Below are 19,588 nucleotides of genomic sequence, written 5' to 3' on the forward strand. Positions count from 1 at the left end.
AAAGATGCAGCCGGGCACATGCTTTGCCAATTTAGTGTTAGGTTCGTAGTAGTAACTCTATGCCCAGCCTTAGGCTGCACTATTTTAGTATTTTCCGGTGCTTTTCCTCGACTAGCCCATTGACTTGAAGTATGAATCTGAATCCGGCGCTACTTTTTATACCGGCCGTGGCCGCTGGCCTGCTGGCCGCCCCGACCGCCCAAGCCCAAACTGTACTCTGGGCCAGCAAGGTAGAAGCAGTTTCTTCCCAAAAAGCGAAGGGCAAGGAGCCGTTTTCGCCCGAAAAAGTACTGGGCGAACCCAATGCCCAGCCCCTTGGCCAAATCAACAACGAGGCCTGGATTCCGGCCAAGGACGGCCCCAACGAGTTTATTGAGGTGCGCTTTGCCCGCTCGGTGCAGGCCCAGCAGGTAACGGTTATCGAAAATTTTAACCCTGGCTCCGTCACCAAAATCGAGCTCATTGACACCAAGGGTGAGCACCACCAGGTATATACCAATACCAACCCCGGCCCGCTGCCCGAGGCCTTTCGCACGCTTCAGGTCAAGTTTAAGCCCGAGAAATATCGCACTATCGGGGCCCGCGTAACCATGAATACGGCCAAAGTGACGGGCGTCAATCAGATTGATGCTATCGGCGTGGCCAACGTGGACGTGCAGATTGTGAAGCAGGATTTCAAGAATCCGGCCAGCTCCGACGTCGAGACGGTGCAGATGGACTCGACTCTTAAGAACCTGGGACCCAACATCAACAGCCGCTACGTAGATACTCATCCGGTAATTTCACCCGATGGGCGCACCATGTTTTTTGCCCGCCAGGGCCACCCCGGCAACGTGGGCGGCTCGCGCGACCCGCAGGATATCTGGTACTCGAAGCTGACGAGCGGCAAAAACCAGACCTGGAGCCTGGCCCGCAACCTGGGCTCGCCGCCCAACGGCCCCGAAGACCCCAATGGCCTGGCTTCGGTATCGGCCAACGGCCAGGTGGCGCTGCTGATTGGCGTGTACGTCGATGGGTTTATGGAGCCCAAGGGCTTCAGCACGAGCCGGCACTCGCCAGGTGGCTGGAGCGTGCCGCAGAAAGTGCAGATTGACAACTACCGCAACGACGACAAGGAGCACCTCGACGGCTTCCTGGCAACTTCGGGCAAGGCGCTGCTCATGGCTGTGGAGCGCCCCGAGGGCCAGGGCGGGCAGGATATTTTCGTGAGTTTTCCCAAGCCCACGCCCGTGGGCGAGCAGTACGACCCCAAAAAGCCGGTGCAGTGGACCAAGCCCATCAGCCTGGGGCCTACCATTAACACGCCGGGGGCCGACTTTGCGCCCTTCCTGGCCTCGGATAATAAGACGCTGTATTTCGCCTCCGACGGGCACGGCGGATATGGTAAAAGTGATATATTCTACTCCAAGCGCCTCGACAGCACCTGGACGCACTGGAGCACGCCACGCAACATGGGGCCGGTGGTGAATTCGCCCGATTTTGATGCTTACTACACCGTGTCGGCGGCCGGCGATAACGCCTACCTGGTGTCGTCGCGCAATGGCACCGACGGCTCGAAAGACATTTTTCGCATTGCCCTGGCGCCGGCCTTCAAGCCCGAAGTGGTGACGCTGGTGCAGGGCAAGGTGCTGGATGCCGTGACCAAAAAGCCCATCCGGGCGCTCATTCACTACGAAAACCTGATTACGGGCGAGGAAATCGGCGTGGCCGAATCATCGCCGGTCGATGGCTCCTACACCATTGTGCTGCCGGCCGGCGTGCAGTACGGCTACCGCGCCGAAGCGGCCGACTACATCGCCGAAAATGCCAGCCTCGACGCCACTACCTCTGACAAATATTCGGAAAAGCAGCAGGACCTGTTTCTGGTGCCCTTCAAAGTAGGTCAGAAAGTCAAGCTCAACAATATCTTCTTCCCGCAGAGCAAGTATTACCTGCAGCCCAGCTCCTTTCCCGAGCTGCTGCGCCTGGTGCGCATCCTGCGCGACTACCCCACGGTAGAGATTCTGATTGGCGGCCACACCGACAACCAGGGCGACCCCGCGCTAAACCTGAAATTGAGCGAAGACCGGGTGAACGAGGTGAAGAAATACCTGGTTAGCAAAGGGATTGACGCCAAGCGCCTTACTACGCAGGGTTTCGGCGGCACCGAGCCCATTGCCAGCAATGAGCAGGAAGAAACCCGGCGCTTCAACCGCCGGGTAGAGTTTACGATTACTAAGAAGTAATAGCTGTTTGTCATGCTGAGCTTGCGAAGCATCTTATCACGTTCGCGCCGTTAGAATTTTCAGTCCAACGCTTCGTTCTTATCCGACAAGATGCTTCGTAAACTCAGCATGACAAACGTTTTTTTTCTGGGTAAGAAGTCGCCCCTTGGCCTACTTAGCGTGGCCTTGCTGGCCGCTGGCACCGCGCGGGCTCAGGACGTGTACTTTTCGCAGGCCTATGCCAACCGCCAGGCCGACAACCCCGCCTGGGCCGGCATGCTGGACGACTACAGCGCCACGCTGAGCTACCGCGACCAATTTCCGCAGCTGGCCGGTTCGTTCCAAACCGTGCAGCTGGCCACCGACTGGCGCCTGCCCCGGCCCGGCCTGCACCACGCGCTGGGGGTACTCATCAGCCAGGACCGCGCCGGCACCGTGGGCTATACCCGCTTTGGCGCTACGGCGCAGTATGCCTACCACACGCGCCTCACCCGCACGCTGGCCCTGAGCGGCGGCGCGCAGCTGGGCTACGGCCGCCAGCGCGTGGGCTACGACAACCTCACCTTTGGCGACCAGTACAGCGCCGATGGCACGTACACCGGCGCCAGCGCCGAAAGCCTGGCCGGCTTTCCACCCGTCAACTATGTGACGGTGGGCGTAGGCGGCGTGCTTTATGCTGAGCAGGCTTGGCTGAGCGTGTCGGGCCAGCACCTCAATCGGCCCGACCTAGGCTTCAGCACCCAGGCCGGCCTGCCGCTGCGGCTGTCGGTTAATGGCGGCTACAAGCTTTTTTTGCAAAAGGCGGCCGGCGCGGGCAAGGGCGAGGTACACGAAATCAGCTTTACGCCGACCCTGAGCTACACCCGCCAGGGGGGCTCGCAGCGCTCCGAAGCCGGGGCCTATTTTCTGGCCGACCCCGTTACGCTGGGCGCGCTGTACCGCAACCTCAGCAGCCCCGACCTGGGTACCCAGCACGTAGTGGCAGTAGTGGCGGGCATCGCCTTCGGCGACCTGCGAATTGGCTACAGCTACGACGTGGGAGTGAGCCAATTAGCCAGCGATTTGGGTGGGGCACACGAAATAACTTTAACGCTACGTGCGTTTGACAGAGTAGAAAGCGCGTTTCGTCGCCTGAAACGTCGTAATTATCCCCTGGCCCCTTGTCCTAGCTTCTGATTCTTCGTAATATTGCAACCAAATTGCTTGTCATAATCTATTAGCGCCTTCGGCAAATTCCTTTGTTATGAGATTTACTAACTATTTGAGCCTGCTGGCAGCCGGCACGCTGGCCCTGGCCAGCTGCGGCCACAAGGGCGCGCCAACGGCTACCAACCCCGGCAAGGCGTCGTCCACGACTGGTATTGAGTACAATACCGACGAAGGCATGAAGGTGGCGAACTTCAAGAAAATCCCGACCGGCCCCGGCCTGGTGTACATCGAAGGCGGGCGCACGGTGCTGGGCTCGCAGGAGGAAGATGTGACGAACAACCACGACAACATCGAGCGCACCGTTACCATTGCCTCGTTCTACATGGACGAAGCCGAAGTGGCAAACATTCACTGGCTTGAATATTTACACTTCCTACGCAAAGATTCCTCGGAAGAGAAATACAAGGCGGCCCTGCCCGACACCACCGTGTGGGCCCGCGACCTGTCGTTCAACGACCCATACGTGACGTACTACCTGCGCTATCCGGGCTTCCGCTACTTCCCGGTAGTGGGCGTTAACTGGTTGCAGGCCGATAGCTATTGCGCCTGGCGCACGGCCAAAGTAAACGAAAACCTGGCCAAGGGCGGTGGCGGCAGCAGCAAAGGCGGCCTGTTCAAGAAGAAAGATAAAAAAGGTGACGCCGGCACTGCCGCCGAAGGTGGCAAAACCGGTGCCGGTGCCGGGGCGCTGGCCGATGGCAAAGGTGGGGCTTCCATCGAAAATGGCAACTCGGTACCCAACTACCGCCTGCCAACCGAAGCGGAGTGGGAATATGCTGCGCAGGCCCTGATTGGTACCCAGGAAGTAGGCAATGAAAACCAGGAGCAAAAGCGGATTTATCCCTGGGATGGCCGCGCAACCCGCAATCCTTACGGCAAAAACCAGGGCCAGTTCCTGGCTAACTTCAAGCGGGGCCGGGGCGACTACGCTGGTATTGCGGGCAGCCTGAACGACGGCGCCATGATTACGGAGTACGTATATGCCTACCCGCCCAACGACTACGGCCTGTACAATATGGCGGGCAACGTGAACGAGTGGGTGCAGGACGTTTACCGTCCGCTCTCGTTCCAGGACGTGGAGGACCTGAACCCTTTCCGCCGCAACGGCGTGGGTGACGATGCCAAAGGCTACGACACGAAAGGCTACCAGAGCCTTATCAACGACCACGTTCGCGTGTACAAAGGCGGCTCGTGGCGCGATGTAGCCTACTGGCTGTCGCCGGGCACCCGCCGCTTCCTGGCCGAAGATTCAGCTACGTCCACAATCGGTTTCCGCTGCGCGATGATTAACGCTGGCACGAACAAGTAAGACCAAGGATTAGCTCGGATTTTAGCGGATTCCACGGATTTTGTGAACGCCGGAAAAGGCTGCCTCCGGGCAGCCTTTTTTGTTTTTTCATGCTATCTGGAAATCGCCGGCAAAAGGCGGCCAGCTTATCGAATAGCGATGAGTAGTTTGCAGGGACAACAAGGAACAATAAACCAGCGCCAGCCGCGCCGACCACAAAATCCGGGCAATCCGCTAAAATCCGAGCTAATCCTTGGTCATTCGGCGCAGGCGATGGTGGCGATGCTTACCGCCTGGGCACCGGCGGCCAGCAGCACCGTTGCGCAGGCTTCGAGGGTGGCGCCCGTCGTGAGTACGTCATCAACCAGCAGAATATGGCGGCCGGCTACCCGTTCAGGCTCAGTTACTTCGAACACCGTGGCTACGTTCTGCCAGCGGGCGGCGCGTCCTTTACGGGTTTGCGAGGCCGTATGCTCGGTACGGCGCAGCGCGTGGGCGGCACAGGGGCACGGCAATGCGGCAGCCAAGCCAGTGGCAAAGGCTTCGGCTTGGTTGTAGCCCCGGCGGGCCAGCTTGCGCCGGTGCAGCGGCACGGGCACCACCAGGTCGAACTCCGGGCCCAGGCCAGCGGCGGCCAGCTCGGCGCCGTATAGCTGGCCCAGCGCGCTGCCCACCTGCTGCTGGCCCCGGTACTTGAGCTGGTGCAGCAGCTCCTGCACACGGCCATTCTTCAGAAAGACCAGGTAACTCAGCGTATGCTGCACGGGCAGCTTGCCCCAGAACCGACGGGCCAGCGGGTTCTGGCCGGGGGGCAGCAGGTGGTAGTCGGTGTAGGGCAATTCGGCGCGGCAACTGGTGCAGAGGTGCGCTTCACCGCTCACTAGCAGCTCGCGGCAGGCCAGACACGGGCGCGGAAAAAACAGAGCCGCCAGGTCGGCCAGCAGCGGGGAAAGTATCATTTCGGAGGCAAAGCGGTTAGGAAGCCGTAAGTTCGCCCTTGACGGGCAAATCCTCTTTTTTACTTCATCTTTTTTACATTTTCTTTCGCTAAAGTGTCTCTTACCACCGACTTCAACGACTACCGCCAGCGCATGAACGAGCGCGTGCTGGCCTACGATAACAAGGTTATCAAGCGCTTTTTCAACCTCGACACCAACACATATGCCGCGGGCGCCATCGACGTAAAAACCAAGGAGATGCTGGGCCTGGCCTGCTCACTGGTGCTGCGCTGCGACGATTGCGTGAAATACCACCTCGGCAAGTGCCACGAAGAAGGCCTGAGCGACGAAGAGGTATTTGAGGTATTCTCGATTGCCAACCTCATCGGGGGCAGCATCGTGATTCCGCATTTTCGACGGGCTGTGGAGTACTGGGAAGTGCTGCGGGCCGAGGCGGCCCTGGCTGGCCCCCCGGCCGCTAAAACCACAACCCACCCTCCCCATGAGCATTAAGCTGCCAGCCGGTGCCGGCGAGGGCGAAGCCGAGTTCAACCAGCGCTGGGACGAGCTGCTGACCGCGATGCAGGAGCGCTTTGGCCGGCGGCCCGACCTCAATGCGCTGCTGCTGCTTATTGGGGTGCAGGAGCTGGGGCAGGGCGTGGCCGAGTTTACCAAGGAGCAAAAGCAGGACCTGATGCACATTGCCACCTGTAAGCTCTTCAGCCTCAGCGGGCACTACGCGCTGGAGCGCACCGATGAGGAAGGCTGGCCTCATTATAAGCTGCTTACGCCGGTGCCGTTTGCCAACCTCAAGGAACAGGAGCGCATGCTGAAATGGCATATCCTGGAATACTTCGACTCGCTCGATGAATAAGGTAGGGAGCGGCCATAATATATATAAAATACTATATTATGACCACCCCCTGCGTGACTACTTTTTATGAAAATCGTTTCGTATAACCTCAACGGGCTGCGCTCGGCCCTGGGGAAGGGGCTGCTCGACTGGGTGGCCGCCGCCCAGCCCGACGTGCTGTGCGTGCAGGAGATAAAGGCCGGCACCGCTCCGCTCGATGTGAGCGGCCTGGCGGCGCTGGGCTACCGCGCCTATCTGCATCCGGCCCAAAAGCCTGGCTACAGCGGCGTGGCAACGTTTAGCCGCCCCGAGCCTAAAGCGGTCGTGGTGGGCTGCGGTGAGGCGCTCTACGACTGCGAAGGCCGGGTGCTACGGCTCGATTTTGAAGGCGTATCGGTGCTGAACACGTATATGCCCTCGGGCACGAGCGGGCCGGCGCATCAAGCGTTTAAGCTTGCCTGGCTGCACTGGTTCCGGACCTATGTAGCCGCGCTGCGGCAAGATGCGGCCGTGCCGCCGCTCGTGATTGGCGGCGACTTCAACTGCTGCCCGGCGGCGATTGACCTGCACAACCCGAAAGCCAATCAGCACAGCCCCGGCTACACGCCCGAGGAGCGCCAGTGGTTTCGGGAAATGCTGGCCGATGGCTTTGCCGACTCGTTTCGAGAGCTGCACCCCGAGCTGCCCGGGCACTACTCGTGGTGGAGCTACCGGGCCGGCTCGCGGGCCCGCAACGTAGGCTGGCGGCTAGACCATCTGCTGCTCGACCAGGCGCTGCTACCCCGGCTGCAGGGTGCCGGTCTCTGGCCCGATGTCAGTCACTCCGACCATTGCCCGGCCTGGCTGGAGCTGGGAGCCTAGGCTGGCCTGGGCTTCATTACTAACAACAAGCCCCGCCGCTGGAAAGCGGCGGGGCTTGTTGGCTCAACTTTTTACAGAAAGGGTGACGTTTGTGCTTATCGGCTACTGCCCGGCTACTACCAGCCGCTGCGTCGTCAATGCCAGGCCCGCTGCGCTGCGCAGCACTACCTGGTACAGGCCCGGTGCCAGCGAAGTAGTGGAGATATGAACCGGACTGGCGGCCGCGTCGGGGCTTAGTACCTGGCTGCTTAGCAGCTGCCCCAGGCTCGAATAGACATTTACCGAAGTGCCGGCCACAAGTGCCGAGCTGCTACCCAGCGTTACCTGTGAAGTAGTAGTGGCCGGGTTGGGGTAGAGCGAGAAACTAACCGGGGCATTACTGGGGGCCAACACTACCACCGGCGAGAGCGTGGCGTGACCGTTGGTATCGAGCTGACGCAGCCGGTAGTACAAGGTGCCAGTAGCCTGAGCAGCAGCCTCGTCGCCCAGCTTATAGCTGTGCTGGCTGCCACTGGTGCCTTCGCCGGCCACCTGCCCCACGGCCACAAAGCTGGTGGCCGGGTCGGCCGTGCGCTCCACCACAAAGCCCGCATTATTGAGCTCAGTGGCGGTAGTCCAGCTTATTTCGGCGGCGCCCGTGCCGGCTAGCCGGCGCACGGCCAGGCTTAGCAGCGTTACGGGCAGCGGGCCGGTGGGGGGCACTATCTTCAGCGAGCCGTTCGAACTGTCAGAAAACGCATAGTAGACGCTGGTACTGCTCGCAGCAGTGGCCAGGCCACCCATCTGAATGCCCACTTTGGAAAAGTCTTTGGTTGTATTGAAGCTCACCGTCTGGCGGCCGTCGGGCAGTACGTTCAGGCTGAGCAGCGACGAGCCGGACGCCGTTTCGAGCACGTTGCCGTTGTCGTCGTAGGTTACCAGGGTCATGCGGCTGAGCGCGGCAACATCGAGGGGCGTGTTGCTGCCAATCACCATGCCGGCCCGGTTGCCGGCGCGGCCCTGACCATTGAGGTCGAGCTGCAGGCCGGCCCAATTGGCTACTCCTACCCCCACGTTGATGCTGGCGGCCGAGTTAGGGTCGCCGGCCGCATTGGCGGGTGAGGTGACCGAGCAGGCTACGCAAACGCCGCTGGACGAGGCAGCATAGTGGCCAGTAGGGCTAGCAAAGCTGGAGAGCGTTTGCTGCGGCGTAGTGGAGGCGACGCCCACGCCGTAGTATAGCTGGAGGTTATCGAGGGCCGACGCGGCATCGCTACGCTCAATCGATACGGCATCGAAAGGCATCGTTGCCTGGAAGCTTACCAGCGACTTGCTATCGGGCAGCAAACCCAGGCTCAGCAGCGAAGCCCCCGAGGCAGTTTCCTGTAGCACGCCATTCTTATAGGTTTTCAGGGTAAGGTGGCTCAACACGCTGGCATCGAGCAGCGTGTTATCCTGCCCGATAACGAAGCCGGCCTGATAGCTGCCGGGTGCCGTGCCGTTGAGCCCCACCGTGAGCTGGGCCGGGCAGCTTACCGAAAGCAGACTGCTGAAAGTAGCGTAGTTCGTGGGGTCGCTGTCGGCGGCCTGGCCGGCGTTGCTTACCTTATCGGTGCAGCCGGTTACGCTATACGGGCTGGTAGTGGCCGCACTGTTGGAATTTGACGTGAGGCCGGTTACCTGCGTGGCCGTGTTCGGGCCGATACCGTAGGCATAGTATATATCAACCTTGCTGCCCAGGCTGATTGCCGAGCCGAACTCGACCTCTACCTGGTCGAAGGGAGCCGTCGCAATCAGCTCCAGCTGCGAGGGGCTGCCTTTGCCCGCCAGTAGCTGTGCCTGAGCGGCCGTCCCCGTTATCACCTGCTGGTCTTGCGGCACCGTGGGCGTGGGACCCGAGCTTAGGTAAGTGCGGATGGTAACCGTACCCAGGGCATTGCCCCCGAGCAGCGTGCTGGTAGTCGAAAGGAGAATGCCAGCGCGGTAGCCTGGCTGCCCCACGCCGTTGAGCTGATACTTCAACCGGGCCGGGCCGGCCACCGGAATATTCACCTCAGCCGATAGTGCAATGCTAGTGGCGGGGGTGGTCACGCTGGTATTGACACCGCTGCATCCTACTGCGCAAACCAGCGGCGTGTAGGTTTTAGGAGCACCTGTCGAGTAGTAGGCGGCCGCGTGCGCCTGCTGTTTCACAAACGAAAAAGCCAGCAAAAGGGCTACTAATACAGCAGCTTTTGAAATGCTCCGCGCCATGCGGATAAATTTCATTATTTCGAGAGTAAGCATAACATCAGTTTGTAAAGGTTGAGCATGCGCTGAGTAGTACAAGTCAAAGGCCATTTTTACAAATTACTGATTATTAATAATGTATAATAATTCAAATGTTATAATGTTATCCAGGAAAGATTCCTGTTTTAATAAAAAAAGCAATCCATTTTGCATTTTTTGCTCGTAAATAGCCTGACTGTAAACTTTCTCTCGGAATTTTACAGGAAATATTCAAAGTTCAGGCAAGTATGATTTATAATTTTACCAATATTTTATTGTTGTCCAAATTGCCGGTCTTTTCTTTGCTCTTAACTTTAACCTGCATATGACGGCATCTGGCTCTTTTCATATTTGGCTGATTGCGCCCGATAGCAATTATATAATGCGCTTGTGCCACCGCCTGAGCCTGAACCCGGACCATGTAGTTCGGCGCTTCACAACGGTGGCACAGGCGCTGGCCTACCGGCCGCCCACCGCGGCAACACCGGGGGCGCTTATCCTGGATGGCGACGGGCCGGAAGGGATACCCCTGCGGCTGGTGCGTAAGCTCCGCGAGCGGCTGCCAACGGCCCACTGCTACATTGTGGCCAGCCAGCCTACTATAGAAGAGAAAGCCGAGCTGCAAAGCCAGGGTATTACAAACTACCTGGCTAAAGAGCCCGGCAGCCCCGAGCAGCTGTGGCAGGCGATGACCCAGGCCCGGCACCAGCCGGCTCTCCCACCTCCAGCCACGGCCGAGCTAAGACCGGATGGCCAGCTGCTGGGGCGGCACGCCAGCATCCGGCAGGTGCGCGAGCTCATTGCCAAGGCCGCCCGCACGACCATTACCGTATCGGTAACGGGTGAGACCGGCACGGGCAAAGAGCTGGTAGCGCAAGCCATTCATGCGCAATCGGCGCGGGCCGGGCAGCCTTTCGTTGCCATCAACATGACGGCTATTCCGCGCGAGCTGCTCGAAAGTGAGCTGTTTGGCCATGAGAAGGGCTCCTTTACCGGGGCAGCTACCCGGCGCATCGGCCGCTTCGAGGAGGCGAATGGCGGCACGCTTTTTCTGGACGAGATTGCCGACCTGGAGCTGGGGCTGCAAGCCAAGCTGCTGCGCGTGCTTCAGGAGCGCGCCGTGATGCGGGTAGGCGGCAGCCAGGCCATTGCGTTCGATGCCCGCCTGGTGGTAGCCACCCACCGCAACCTCGCCGCCGAGGTGCAGGCCGGGCGCTTTCGCGAAGACCTGTACTATCGCTTGCTGGGGATGCCCATCGAGCTGCCGCCGCTCCGAAGTCGGGGCGAGGATATTCTGCTGCTGGCCGAGTCGTTTGTGCAGTCGTTCAGCCTGTTGAATAAGCTGCCGCTGCGCTCGCTCAGCCCGGCGGCCCGCGAGCACCTGCTGAGCTATGACTTTCCGGGCAATGTGCGCGAGCTGAAAGCGATGGTAGAGCTGGCTTCCGTGCTGGCCGATGGCGAGATGCTCGAACCCAGCGACATCCCGCTGCGGGTACCCGTAGGCTCGCTGGCCGGGCTGCCGGGCGCTGCTGACCAGACTGCCCTGGTATTTCCTTCACTGCGCGAGCAAACGCTGGCTATCATGCAAAGCTGCCTCAACTCGATGCAAGGCGACGTAGTGGCGGCCGCCAACCGCCTGCGAGTGGGCCGCTCGACGCTCTATCGCCTCATTCAGAGCGGGCATTTGCACCTGCCACCGGGCGGGCGCGGCTAAATGCCCGAATTTTAGTGTAACCCTCCTTGCGTTGCGCCGGTTAAAAGACTCGTGGCCCTGGCTGCTGGCCCGGACTTTTCATTTCACCTGACTTTTACTTTTACCGCTATGTTTTTCTTATTTTTTGCCCTCGTAGTAGCTACTGCTCTTTTGGCCATGGATACCGCCCGCCGGGTTCGTAACATGGTGAGCCCCGCGCACGCGGCAGCCTAGGGCCTACAGCCGGGCCCCAGAACAGAAAAAGCAGCCTGTCAGGCTGCTTTTTCTGTTCTGAACCTCCGCTATTTCTTACTCAAGCTACCGGATAACCAGCTTGCAGAGCTGGCTGGAATTATCGGCTTCGAGCTTTACGTAATAAAGCCCATTAGCAAACCGGCTCAGGTCCAGAGTTTTGGTATAGCGCTCGTTGAGCTCAGTGAGCGTTTCGTGGTACATAACGGTGCCGATAACGTTGAGCACGCTTACCTCTACCCTGCGGCCTTCGAGGCCACTGATGGTGAGGTGTACAATACCCGTGCTGGGGTTCGGATAAACAACCAGCGTATGGTCGTCGAGGGCCGGGCGAATAATAGCCTGATGCGCACCCGTAATACCAATAGCCCGGGCAGGCGTAAGGCCGCCCATCATAATGCCCAGACTGGCAACCCACAGAAAAATAAAAAGTAAGGGTTTTTTCATAATACTATCAACCTGAACACAGTAGCCGGGTAGGATAAAAGTTAACGACGAACCTGTATTTTGGTTTCGCAAAAGTACGTCTGTCTTTGTTCTACTATACGTCTACTTATTCTAAACCGGATTTTTTTCCGGGTAAACCTGTGATTTCAATCGATTATACCGCCTCGCGCCTTACGGTGCTGCTCGTGGGCGGCGGCCTGGCCGGGCTGGTGGCCGCCCTCGACCTGGCCCGCCGCGGCCACCGCGTGGTAGTGGTAGAGCGGCGGCCGTATCCCTTTCATCGGGTGTGCGGCGAGTATGTGAGCAATGAGGTGCTGCCCTACCTGCGCCGGCTCGGGGCCGACCCGGCCAGCCTGAACCCCGCCGGGATTCGCCGGTTTGGGCTTTCGTCGCCGGTCGGACGAATGTTGGCCAGCCCGCTCGACCTGGGCGGCTTTGGGATAAGTCGCTATGAGCTCGACCATTTTTTATACCAGCGGGCCCTGGCCCAGGGCGTGGAGTTTCTGTTTGCCACTGTGGCCGATGTGGCGTTTGACGCGGCTGCCGACCACCACACCGTAACCCTGGCCGATGGGCGCCAGCTGCGGGCGCGGCTCGTGCTGGGCACCTACGGCAAGCGCAGCGCCCTCGACCGGCAGCTGGGCCGGCCATTTTTTGGGCAGCGCTCGCCTTACCTCGGCGTAAAATATCACTTGCAGCTGCCCGGCTTTGCCCGCGATGTAATTGAGCTCCACAACTTTCGCGACGGCTACGCCGGCATTTCGGCCATTGAGGCGGATAAGCTCTGCTTTTGCTACCTCACCACCCGCGCCAACTTAAAGGCCGCCGGCGGCACCATTGCGGCGCTTGAAAGCGAGGTGCTGGCCCGCAACCCGCGCCTGGCCGACATCTTGAATAATGCAAAAAAACTATATTCGCAGCCCGAGGTTATCAACGAGATTTCTTTTGCGCCCAAGCAGCCCGTGGAGCAGCACCTGCTGATGGTGGGCGACGCGGCCGGGCTCATTACGCCGCTCTGCGGCAATGGCATGGCCATGGCACTGCACGGCGCCGCGCTGGCCGCCCCGCTGGCCGACCGCTTTCTGCGCGGCCAGCTGCCGCGCCCGGCGCTGGAGGCTGCTTATGCCCGCGCGTGGCGGCAGCAGTTTGGCACCCGGCTGCGGGTGGGGCGGGCGGTGCAGCGGCTATTTGGCGGCCCGGTGCTGAGCGAGCTGGCAGTAGGCGGCCTGCGGCACTGGCCCGCGGCCGTACGCACGCTGATGCGGCAGACCCACGGCAAGCCCTTCTCCTAAACCCGACCCGGACCCGTCCGTAAAGCGGAGCACTCCGAATACGCCTGGTAATCGTACGTAAGCGGCCCGGCGTATCAACAGTGAAATTCTCTCAGCCCCAATTGGGGCCGTGCTGCCAGTGTGTAAACTTGCGTTTCTAACCTTCCCCTAATGCCCAGCTACCTGGGTGCCATTGGCACCGCCACGCCCGCTCACCGCCTCGCCCAGCCCACCATAGCCGACTTTATGGCCGGGGCCCTGGCATTGGATGAGGGTGGCACCCGCAAGCTTCGGGCGCTGTACCGAGTGTCGGGCATCGAGCACCGCCACTCCGTGCTGGCCGACTACGGCCGGGCCAACGGCGACTACGACTTTTTTCCGAATACGCCGGGCCTGGAGCCTTTTCCGAGCGTGAGCCAGCGCATGGCTGCCTACCGGCGCGAGGCGCTGCCACTAGCCCTGGCTGCCGCCCACGATTCTTTGCGCCAGGCGCCCGGCGTGGAGGCCGCCAGCCTGACGCACCTCATTACGGTCAGCTGCACCGGCATGTACGCGCCCGGCCTGGATATTGAGCTGGTGGCGGCGCTGGGCCTGCCGGCTTCCGTGCGTCGCACCTGCGTCAACTTCATGGGCTGCTACGCGGCCGTCAATGCGCTGCGCCTCGCCGATAGCATCTGCCGGGCCGACCCGGCCGCCCGCGTGCTGGTGGTGAGCGTGGAGCTATGTACGCTGCACTTCCAGAAAAGCCAGGAGGAAGACCACCTGGTTAGCAACGCGCTCTTTGCCGACGGGGCAGCCGCCTGCCTGGTGCTGGGCGAGCCGCTGCCCGGCCCCGCGCCCTGCCTGGCTTTGCGGGCCTTTCACTGCGGCCTTGCGCCCGAAGGCACCAAGGATATGGCCTGGCACATCGGCGACTTCGGCTTTGAGATGACGCTCTCGGGCTACGTGCCGGCGCTGATTCAGCGCGGTATCGGGCAGCTCACGGCCGATTTGCTAAAAGACCTGCCCGTGCGGCGCGAAGACATCAAGCATTTCGCCCTGCACCCCGGCGGGCGTAAGATTCTGGAAGCCATCGAGCAGGCCCTGCACCTGAGCAAGCACGACAATCGCTACGCCTACCAGGTGCTGCGCGACTACGGCAACATGTCGTCGGCCACGGTGCTTTTTGTGCTGCGCGAGCTGCTGGCCGCCGCCACGCCCGCCGATAACGGGGCGCCCGTGCTCAGCTGCGCCTTCGGGCCTGGGCTGACGATGGAGGCGATGCTGCTGGAAATCGCTTGTGAGTAGACTGCCAGCTGCTACAGCATCCCTAAGCGCATTCCTCTTACTTTGGGCTGCTTATAATTTCTGTGCTTACCGTATCGAAAAAAGTATTGTACCCATTGTCGTTGCTCATATGAAAATGCTTCGGGTATTTCCCTGATATTACGCCTACGCCGGGCTTGAACTTTAGCTCAACGGCCCCGGTGTACAAAATTTCCGGTGCCGCATCAAACACTTCTACAGGAATAGACCAAAACGTATAAACCTGCTGCGCGCTGCTAGCCAGCACCAGCTTGGCCCCGGCTACCTCAAAGGCTACATTAGGCCTGGTGGCTGGATTGGGAAAGGCCGCCGCAACCCGTTTTTGCAGGGCCACGAGGTCGGCCGGCGAAAAGGGCTGGGCTCCGCAGTTCAGCGTCACGTTGTCGGCGAAGGCGGCAAACCACAGGGGCTGAGTGCGCACCAAAAAGTATTCTGTCAGCACCTCATTCTGAGTGGTCCAGTAGCGGCCGTTGCGCTTAATGACGGGCTGCCAGCCCAGGCGGCGCGTCAGAAAGATAATCCTTGGCAGCTGCCTTTTGTACGCCAAAAGATTGGTGACCCCATCCTGCAGCACCGCTTCCAAAGGAAGCTTTATCCGGCTGTTAATGGTGTCGACATCAACTGCCTGCCATGTTACCTGCCCGGTCTGCTCATCGGGCAGTACGGCCATGGTTACTAGCAATTTATCGGTGTCGTAAAAGCCGTTTAACCTCTCACCATTACTATCACTAGGGCGGTGAGCGAAGTAATTGCTGTCGGCGAGTATATTAAGAATATCTACGTGCTCAACCTTACCTAGCCGGGTACGCGCGGTTTGGATGTGCGTAATGCGGGTACGGGCTGACGCCAGCAACACGTATTTTTTGCGAATAACAACTTGCTGTGCTATCGCTTCCTTGGTAAATCCAAGCAGGCAGGTAAGTACCAACCAAACAGGTAGCAATATTAATTTAGCAGGCCAATACATAAAAAGACAATACTTAACACAGTCTTATCTATGAGGCTATTTAAAACCGCGAAGCATCTCTACCACCTCCTTGAACGATTCATACGGCGCGAGCGAGCTGCTTCGCAGGCTCAGCATGACGTTCCTTTTTTAATAGGACTTACGCAAAATCGTTTGTCCTTGCGAGCCTGCGAAGCAATCACACCCGAACGACACCCGCACGACTCGTTCTGGGGCGATTGCCGCGCTGCGCTCGCAAGGACAAACGTTTTTGCGTAAGTCCTAATTTACTACTTCCTAAACAGCTTCATAGTTTTGTAGTATCTGCCGAAAGGTGGAAGTCTATTCTGACGGAATCCTTCTTGCTGATTCGCACATCTTTCACTACTATAGGTTGATAACCTATAATCCTGACAGAAACATCGTATTTGCCAGGTGATACCCTGGCTGAATAATTTCCATCATTATCCGATTTCACACCTTGCTTACCTACTGAGATATAAGCTAGGCCAATGGGACGGTAACTCCCATCCGGATATAACTCGTCAGTATGGCCCGAGATTATAGGATTACTCTTTGTATATTTTTTAGGGAATACCTTAATGATATACTTGCTGCTAGGAAGTCGCGCAGGAACTTTCATACAAGCTGTTGTCAGCATTAATAAAAGAAGAAAAGCGACGCTTACCTTTTTTTTATAATCCATTGTGGATTAATTTAAATAACAAAAATTTGCACTCTCTTAGCACCCAGGGTTTTTACCGGATTGAGTGGCACTGTTGCCATTACTATCTTGTCCAGTTAATTCGATTACAATAGTATTTTGTATCCTTTGCTTATCAGCAGCCGGCAAATTTTTATACGCCTGGGTTCCCTCCAGTCCCGCCCAAGACATATCCAAATAGAATTGACCAGGCAGATTATAACCTTTACTTTGCCCATACTGCATAAGAGCATCAGCAATATTAGCCACCCAAAAAGTCATTTCAACGTGATGAATATCTTGTATATCTTGATGCTGGACTTGATAAGCATCAACCATTGCACTATATTCTGCATTTGCAAGGTTACGGTCATTAGCGAAATAGGCTACCAAATAAGCATGGAACGATTCATGGAGCATTGTCCTTGCCATACTTAAGTCTGTAATATCAGGGAATTTTTGCAAATCGAAAGTAGTAATAACAGAATTGGTGCTGATGTCATATCCAGATGAGGTAAAAGCATTGCTGTTGGGAGCGAGATGACCATCTTTTACTGTCCAATTATAACCTGGGGTATTTCCGGCTAGTTTTTGCAAATTGGTAAGTAAGGGATTTCCTGTTAATCCTTTCAAATTATTCATTACCAATAGTTCACATGGCTTCAACTGTGCGGTATTGATAACGAGATTATTTGTAGGCCCACTCGCGGGTCCTTGGGGCCCACTACCTGGGTCATTAGTGCTATTGCCCCCATTGCCAGGAGTACCGCCATAGTCACCAGGGCCGGTCGGTGAGCCAGTGTCGCCGTCATAGCCGCCATTATCATCGGATAGCCCGCAGCCAGCCGAAGAGCCTAAGTATTCTCCGCTGATAGCATTATAGTAAAAAATGCAACTATTGATGCGTTGAGTACTCGCTCTCTTCTGCTTAGGACTGCCGGCTGTAGGTTTAGCCGCATTGTTTTCTGCTCCTTGAAACCACAGCCGCACCTGGCCCGGCGCCAGCTGTCCAGCGTGAAACCGTCGGCCGGCCAGGTAGTGGTAGCTTGCCGAATAAAGCAGAAATATCCCCTCCGTTTGCGCCGGCGTGGCCAGGCTTTGCTGTTGGTAGCCCTGGTAGAGCCTAGCCAATAGCGCTGTGGTATCGAGTGGCGTGGCACCAGGCTGCAGTAATAGCTCAGCTATGTTTCCTTGTAAGGCCTGGCTGCTACCTTTCGTTACGAAGAGGTAGCGGGAACCCTGCCAGGGATTGCCAGTAAATACCCCTGGGTCGTAGGCCATCGGCACGAGCAGGACTTGGTTAGCATGCTGCCCTATGCTCACGGCGCGCTGCCAAAGCAGGCGGGTACTACTGGGGATGGCAGCTGGATAAGTGGCCTGATACCACTTTTGTGCGTCACCAACGCTGACAGGAGATATCTGAGGCGCTGCCATCGGCACAGGTTCGTGCCGCGAGCAGGCTTGCGCCAAGACAGCTAAAAGTACCAACCAAGCCTTTCGCAAGGGGTGAGTAGAAAAAATCATACGCGTTCTATATTTTAGAAACAGACTCTTGTTTAGCAAATATAAAATACAATCTGCAAATTATATTAAACATTTTTTTAATTTTGCAGCACATTCGTCGCTTACGCATTGCAGACATCGTTATTATAAATTATTACCTGCCAGCGAAAGGCCCAGCACCAGCGCAACTCATACCGCGTAATGCCGGCCTCGGCCAGCAGCCGCTGCCAGTCGGCCCGCGAAAAGGCGCGAGCCACCGAGAGCGGCGCGTCATTTTGCACCAGGCGCGAGCCGCCCAGCAGCCTAGTGAGGTACTTGATGCTGTAGTAGGCCAGCGGGTGGCGGTGCAAATCGTTGATAACAACGGCCAGGCCGGCCTGCTGCTGCCAGCTGCGCAGCAACCCTATCAGCTCGGCATCGGTGAAATGGTGACAGAACAGGCTGGCCGTGAGAATATCATACTCCTGCGCGGTGAATTGGGGCGATAATATATCGAAATTACTATACAATATCTCGGGGTAGATGGCGCTCTTTTGCGTAGCGTATCCGAGCATAAACTCGTTGGCATCGACGCCCGTAAGCTCGACGGGCACCTGCCGGCGGCGGGCCCAGCGGGCTATGTGGCGCAGGGTATCGCCGCCGCCGCTGCCCAGGTCGGCCAGGCGCAGGGGGCGGCCGGCGGGGAAGCACGGACGCAGCCGCGCCAGCGCCCCCAGCACCGGCTGGTAGCCGCCCAGCCAGGTATTGATAGTTTCCAGCTCGTCGAGGTTTTGCCGCAGCTCTTCGGTAGCCAGGGTCAGGTCATCCATCAGCTCGGGAGCGGTGGAGCGGGCGGTCAGGTTCATAAAAAATGTGGCATGAAACGCAGGAGGTTTCACCTTATTGTACTAAAGTGATAAATAATAGCAAATTGAATGGAACGTTCAGTATCTTTGGAGTGGTTACTTGCTCATCCTTTCCTGACTATGAAGACGTCTTTACTCATGAGTGCCCTACTGGCAGCGGGCCTGACCGCCGGCCGGCCAGCGGCACCGCCATCGTTCAGTTACCCCGACGGGGTAGCTGTCGATGCGGCGGGCAATGTGTACGTAGTCGATACCGACAACGGCGCCGTGCAAAAGGTAAGCCCGACCGGGGAAGTATCGCTCGTAGTCAATACCGACCTTTCTTACCCGACCGGCGTGGCCGTTAGCGCCACGGGTCTGGTGTACGTGGCCGATGCCGGCAGCCACAGCATTAAGCAGGTAAGCGCAGCCGGTAAGGTAACGACGCTGGTCCAGAGCCATAGCCTGGTGTATCCGGCCGCCGTGGCCGTCGATGCCGAAGGCAATGTGTACGTGGCCGACACCGGGGCAGGGCCTAATACCGGCTCGGTGCAAAAAATAACCCCGCGCGGGGGAATCAGCACGCTGGCCAGCGGCCTCAACAAGCCGGCCGGCATTGCCGTGAGCGCGCACGGCACCGTATACGTGGCCGACACCGACAATAATACTATTCGGGAAATCAGTCTTACCGGCCAGGTTCATCTGCTGGCCGATGACTTTAACCACCCGCGTGGCCTGGCGGTAGAAGCCGATGGCGGGGTACTGGTAGCCGACACCTACAGCAACTGCATCCGGCGGGTGAGCCCGACCGGCGAGGTGACGCTGCTGGCCGAAGGCTTTAAGTTTCCGGCGGGCGTGGCGACTGATGGGACGGGGGCCGTATATGTGACGGATACCGGCAGTGGCACGCTGCGCAAAATCAGCCCAACCGGGCAGGTATCTACGCTGGCGAACACTCCAACGGCCACCAACTCGGCCGACACGGCGGTTATCGACTCGGTTAGAAATTCCAAGGTTATCGGCTCGGCCGCCAAGCAATAACAT

At 58.5% G+C, this 19,588-nt stretch carries 17 protein-coding genes; 10 read left to right on the forward strand and 7 right to left on the reverse strand.

All coding sequences use genetic code 11. The features are described from left to right. Positions 1 to 131: 131 nt before the first annotated feature. From F6X24_RS03325 to F6X24_RS03335, 3 genes are all read left to right on the forward strand, one after another. Positions 132 to 2,225, forward strand: coding sequence for an OmpA family protein (locus F6X24_RS03325; protein WP_151086583.1), 2,094 nt, complete (start codon positions 132 to 134; stop codon positions 2,223 to 2,225). 108 nt (positions 2,226 to 2,333) lie between these two features. Next, on the forward strand, positions 2,334 to 3,380 hold the full coding sequence (locus F6X24_RS03330; RefSeq protein WP_191906439.1) for a PorP/SprF family type IX secretion system membrane protein: 1,047 nt from the start codon (positions 2,334 to 2,336) through the stop codon (positions 3,378 to 3,380). Between the two features lie 67 nt (positions 3,381 to 3,447). Beyond that, the gene (locus F6X24_RS03335; RefSeq protein ID WP_151086587.1) at positions 3,448 to 4,722 is read left to right on the forward strand and encodes an SUMF1/EgtB/PvdO family nonheme iron enzyme; all 1,275 of its coding nucleotides are present in this window, start codon (positions 3,448 to 3,450) and stop codon (positions 4,720 to 4,722) included. 236 nt (positions 4,723 to 4,958) lie between these two features. Here the strand turns inward: F6X24_RS03335 and F6X24_RS03340 are convergent, their stop codons facing one another. After that, the gene (locus F6X24_RS03340) at positions 4,959 to 5,660 is read right to left on the reverse strand and encodes a ComF family protein (protein WP_151086589.1); all 702 of its coding nucleotides are present in this window, start codon (positions 5,658 to 5,660) and stop codon (positions 4,959 to 4,961) included. A gap of 132 nt (positions 5,661 to 5,792) precedes the next feature. On the opposite strand from F6X24_RS03340, the gene F6X24_RS03345 reads away from it, so the two are divergent. The 3 genes from F6X24_RS03345 to F6X24_RS03355 all read left to right on the forward strand — a co-directional run bounded on the left by F6X24_RS03345 (position 5,793) and on the right by F6X24_RS03355 (position 7,353). Then, complete coding sequence (locus F6X24_RS03345; protein WP_394349941.1) at positions 5,793 to 6,152, forward strand: carboxymuconolactone decarboxylase family protein; 360 nt, start codon at positions 5,793 to 5,795, stop codon at positions 6,150 to 6,152. Further along, complete coding sequence (locus F6X24_RS03350) at positions 6,142 to 6,513, forward strand: hypothetical protein (protein ID WP_151086591.1); 372 nt, start codon at positions 6,142 to 6,144, stop codon at positions 6,511 to 6,513. The genes F6X24_RS03345 and F6X24_RS03350 overlap by 11 nt, the downstream gene beginning before the upstream one ends. Positions 6,514 to 6,579: 66 nt before the next feature. Next, a complete protein-coding gene (locus F6X24_RS03355) occupies positions 6,580 to 7,353 on the forward strand; it encodes an exodeoxyribonuclease III (protein ID WP_151086592.1) in 774 nt (257 codons plus the stop codon). A 102-nt stretch (positions 7,354 to 7,455) separates the two neighbouring features. On the opposite strand, the gene F6X24_RS03360 is transcribed toward F6X24_RS03355, so the two are convergent. Next, positions 7,456 to 9,618, reverse strand: a complete 2,163-nt coding sequence (locus F6X24_RS03360; RefSeq protein WP_191906440.1) for a T9SS type A sorting domain-containing protein — start codon at positions 9,616 to 9,618, stop codon at positions 7,456 to 7,458. A gap of 307 nt (positions 9,619 to 9,925) precedes the next feature. On the opposite strand from F6X24_RS03360, the gene F6X24_RS03365 reads away from it, so the two are divergent. Next, positions 9,926 to 11,314, forward strand: coding sequence for a sigma-54-dependent transcriptional regulator (locus F6X24_RS03365; protein ID WP_229725316.1), 1,389 nt, complete (start codon positions 9,926 to 9,928; stop codon positions 11,312 to 11,314). 297 nt (positions 11,315 to 11,611) lie between these two features. On the opposite strand, the gene F6X24_RS03370 is transcribed toward F6X24_RS03365, so the two are convergent. Next, entirely contained in the window at positions 11,612 to 11,992 is a 381-nt protein-coding gene (locus F6X24_RS03370) for a T9SS type A sorting domain-containing protein (RefSeq protein ID WP_151086594.1), read from the reverse strand. A 140-nt stretch (positions 11,993 to 12,132) separates the two neighbouring features. Here F6X24_RS03370 and F6X24_RS03375 point away from each other — a divergent pair, with 140 nt between their 5' ends. Together F6X24_RS03375 and F6X24_RS03380 are read left to right on the forward strand one after the other, a co-directional pair. Continuing rightward, the gene (locus F6X24_RS03375; RefSeq protein ID WP_229725318.1) at positions 12,133 to 13,284 is read left to right on the forward strand and encodes an NAD(P)/FAD-dependent oxidoreductase; all 1,152 of its coding nucleotides are present in this window, start codon (positions 12,133 to 12,135) and stop codon (positions 13,282 to 13,284) included. 150 nt (positions 13,285 to 13,434) lie between these two features. Next, on the forward strand, positions 13,435 to 14,550 hold the full coding sequence (locus F6X24_RS03380; RefSeq protein ID WP_151086596.1) for a type III polyketide synthase: 1,116 nt from the start codon (positions 13,435 to 13,437) through the stop codon (positions 14,548 to 14,550). 37 nt (positions 14,551 to 14,587) lie between these two features. Here the strand turns inward: F6X24_RS03380 and F6X24_RS03385 are convergent, their stop codons facing one another. The 4 genes from F6X24_RS03385 to F6X24_RS03400 all read right to left on the reverse strand — a co-directional run bounded on the left by F6X24_RS03385 (position 14,588) and on the right by F6X24_RS03400 (position 18,565). Then, positions 14,588 to 15,238 carry a hypothetical protein gene (locus F6X24_RS03385; protein WP_151086598.1) on the reverse strand — a complete coding sequence of 217 codons (651 nt, stop codon included), beginning with the start codon at positions 15,236 to 15,238 and terminating at the stop codon, positions 14,588 to 14,590. 583 nt (positions 15,239 to 15,821) lie between these two features. After that, positions 15,822 to 16,220, reverse strand: coding sequence for a carboxypeptidase-like regulatory domain-containing protein (locus tag F6X24_RS03390; protein WP_151086600.1), 399 nt, complete (start codon positions 16,218 to 16,220; stop codon positions 15,822 to 15,824). A 36-nt stretch (positions 16,221 to 16,256) separates the two neighbouring features. Beyond that, a complete protein-coding gene (locus F6X24_RS03395) occupies positions 16,257 to 17,741 on the reverse strand; it encodes a hypothetical protein (RefSeq protein WP_151086601.1) in 1,485 nt (494 codons plus the stop codon). A 101-nt stretch (positions 17,742 to 17,842) separates the two neighbouring features. Continuing rightward, positions 17,843 to 18,565 carry a methyltransferase domain-containing protein gene (locus F6X24_RS03400; protein WP_229725319.1) on the reverse strand — a complete coding sequence of 241 codons (723 nt, stop codon included), beginning with the start codon at positions 18,563 to 18,565 and terminating at the stop codon, positions 17,843 to 17,845. A gap of 120 nt (positions 18,566 to 18,685) precedes the next feature. On the opposite strand from F6X24_RS03400, the gene F6X24_RS03405 reads away from it, so the two are divergent. Further along, positions 18,686 to 19,585, forward strand: coding sequence for an SMP-30/gluconolactonase/LRE family protein (locus F6X24_RS03405; RefSeq protein WP_191906441.1), 900 nt, complete (start codon positions 18,686 to 18,688; stop codon positions 19,583 to 19,585). Positions 19,586 to 19,588 lie beyond the last annotated feature (3 nt).

The organism is Hymenobacter baengnokdamensis (assembly GCF_008728635.1).
In the GTDB taxonomy this organism is placed as follows: domain Bacteria; phylum Bacteroidota; class Bacteroidia; order Cytophagales; family Hymenobacteraceae; genus Hymenobacter; species Hymenobacter baengnokdamensis.

Excerpts from the sequence above, each read along its gene's own strand:
- F6X24_RS03325 (WP_151086583.1), top strand. The coding sequence starts at position 132 with ATGAATCTGAATCCGGCGCTACTTTTTATACCGGCCGTGGCCGCTGGC.
- F6X24_RS03330 (WP_191906439.1), top strand. The coding sequence starts at position 2,334 with ATGACAAACGTTTTTTTTCTGGGTAAGAAGTCGCCCCTTGGCCTACTT.
- F6X24_RS03335 (WP_151086587.1), top strand. The coding sequence starts at position 3,448 with ATGAGATTTACTAACTATTTGAGCCTGCTGGCAGCCGGCACGCTGGCC.
- F6X24_RS03340 (WP_151086589.1), bottom strand. The coding sequence starts at position 5,660 with ATGATACTTTCCCCGCTGCTGGCCGACCTGGCGGCTCTGTTTTTTCCG.
- F6X24_RS03345 (WP_394349941.1), top strand. The coding sequence starts at position 5,793 with ATGAACGAGCGCGTGCTGGCCTACGATAACAAGGTTATCAAGCGCTTT.
- F6X24_RS03350 (WP_151086591.1), top strand. The coding sequence starts at position 6,142 with ATGAGCATTAAGCTGCCAGCCGGTGCCGGCGAGGGCGAAGCCGAGTTC.
- F6X24_RS03355 (WP_151086592.1), top strand. The coding sequence starts at position 6,580 with ATGAAAATCGTTTCGTATAACCTCAACGGGCTGCGCTCGGCCCTGGGG.
- F6X24_RS03360 (WP_191906440.1), bottom strand. The coding sequence starts at position 9,618 with ATGCTTACTCTCGAAATAATGAAATTTATCCGCATGGCGCGGAGCATT.
- F6X24_RS03365 (WP_229725316.1), top strand. The coding sequence starts at position 9,926 with ATGACGGCATCTGGCTCTTTTCATATTTGGCTGATTGCGCCCGATAGC.
- F6X24_RS03370 (WP_151086594.1), bottom strand. The coding sequence starts at position 11,992 with ATGAAAAAACCCTTACTTTTTATTTTTCTGTGGGTTGCCAGTCTGGGC.
- F6X24_RS03380 (WP_151086596.1), top strand. The coding sequence starts at position 13,435 with ATGCCCAGCTACCTGGGTGCCATTGGCACCGCCACGCCCGCTCACCGC.
- F6X24_RS03385 (WP_151086598.1), bottom strand. The coding sequence starts at position 15,238 with ATGGCCGTACTGCCCGATGAGCAGACCGGGCAGGTAACATGGCAGGCA.
- F6X24_RS03390 (WP_151086600.1), bottom strand. The coding sequence starts at position 16,220 with ATGGATTATAAAAAAAAGGTAAGCGTCGCTTTTCTTCTTTTATTAATG.
- F6X24_RS03395 (WP_151086601.1), bottom strand. The coding sequence starts at position 17,741 with ATGATTTTTTCTACTCACCCCTTGCGAAAGGCTTGGTTGGTACTTTTA.
- F6X24_RS03400 (WP_229725319.1), bottom strand. The coding sequence starts at position 18,565 with ATGAACCTGACCGCCCGCTCCACCGCTCCCGAGCTGATGGATGACCTG.
- F6X24_RS03405 (WP_191906441.1), top strand. The coding sequence starts at position 18,686 with ATGAAGACGTCTTTACTCATGAGTGCCCTACTGGCAGCGGGCCTGACC.